Genomic DNA, 1633 nt, shown 5'->3' with positions numbered 1-1633 from the left:
GGCCGTCTCCTTGCCAGTGGCAGTGCTGGCGCAGATCCGTCCTGCCCGAAGACAGACGTCACCCCCAAACCGCGTGACGCCGCATCTCCGGCGTCCACCGCATCCTGCCCCGCGAACGTGACGATCGCGATCGCCCCTCTCATCGGGGCAGGATGAAGGAGAATATAATCCATGTCGGGATATTGTCAACACTAGATAGGAAAAAATGTTTAGCGCGTCCCTGGCCACAAATTGTCATTCCGGGGCGCGGCCGGCACTTGCCGGACGCGAACCCGGAATCTCAGCGTGGGAGACTACGATCGCGCCAAACACAGCGGGATTCCGGGTTCGCGCTCTGCCGGCTTCGCCGGCGACGCGCGCCCCGGAATGACGAGCGCGGGGCAGTAGACAGTCGAGCTCTCCGCTGCCCCCGCACCAGGAATCGAAAGTAAACGAGTCCTGAATCCCGGGAAAAATAAGGTTCGAGACTCCCTTGCCAGAATCGCTTGATGGTTGTCGGGCGATGAGAATGATCGACAATATCCGCAGCGACGGGGTGCAGGTGGCACTGACGATCGCCCTGATGGCCGCCTGTGCGGTCAATCTGCTGCTGCTTTACGCGTGGCTGTAAGCGCATGCGCCGGTTTGGCGCGCGCGGGAGTAGCCCTTGCCGGACAACTCTGATATCTGACTGCGCGACGCGGGCAGGCGACTGGTTCGGACGTCCTGTTTCGATCTCGGGTAATCAGTTAACCCATTGATATTGTTGCCGGTTTAGCTCAGCGGTAGAGCAGCGGTTTTGTAAACCGAAGGTCGGGAGTTCAATCCTCTCAACCGGCACCACCATTTCATTGAAAATGCTGGTGTTTTCGCCGACCGATGGCTTGGCAATCCCGGCACAGACGGCGAACCGATACGGTTTTTCCAGCCCCAAAAACAGGACCATCTGATCTTGGTCCGTTCTCATTCAAGTCCAGAAGCCAACCCTCGCAGCACTCATCGAGGTTCCGTGTGCAGGTTCCTGCAAGCCAGTTGAATTATGATCGCAATCCTTATTCGCCAAGATGATGGCCTTGTGATCGGGCGGAGGGGTTGTGGTCGCAGCCTGGTCGGTTTGGCAGCCCATCAAGGCGATGCACAGCGACGCGATAGCAAGATGACGCATTGTTCGTTCCCCCAGCCCGTGCGCATCCAAGCGCAACCATTGCGGGAGATCAACGAGACTTTGCCCCGGGGGTGGTTCAAATCTCCAAAAGGTCGTCGCTTGGAGACCGGTGGGGTTCAAAAAAGCGCAAAATGGCAAATAGAAATCGCGGAATGTGAATTATGACGGTGAGAGGCAGGAAGCCGAAGAATTCTCACTTGCGATTGGTCGATGGCACGCACCGTCCTGATCGACATGGCTACGCTGGCGCCGCCCGTGAGGCCGTGGAACAGGCAGCCAGCAGTTTCGGCCCTCTGACCATGCCGCGGAGCTTCAAAGGCGCGACGCGTGACGCTTGGCAGCGCTACATCTTCCCTGCTGGCTGGCTGGATGCCTCTCGTGAACCGTCAGCCATCGCATTCTGTGAGCTATGGGGCGAGATGCGCCGAGCCCCGCTGTCGTTCCAGGCGGCGAAGCACTCGCAATTACGAGCATACATGGCGGATCTCG

1 protein-coding gene and 1 tRNA gene are annotated in these 1633 nt (G+C 58.9%); both read left to right on the top strand.

Annotated elements, in window-relative coordinates:
• Positions 1-747: 747 nt before the first annotated feature.
• A tRNA-Thr gene (locus HP556_RS00220) sits at positions 748-822 on the top strand.
• Between the two features lie 519 nt (positions 823-1341).
• On the top strand, positions 1342-1633 hold a 292-nt coding region (locus HP556_RS30045; protein WP_210269002.1), incomplete at its 3' end, for a hypothetical protein.

Origin of the sequence: Tardiphaga robiniae (assembly GCF_013359755.1) — a bacterium.
In the GTDB taxonomy this organism is placed as follows: domain Bacteria; phylum Pseudomonadota; class Alphaproteobacteria; order Rhizobiales; family Xanthobacteraceae; genus Tardiphaga; species Tardiphaga robiniae.
The sequence above is the reverse complement of the archived record's forward strand: the minus strand, read 5'-3'. Positions and strand labels throughout refer to the sequence as shown.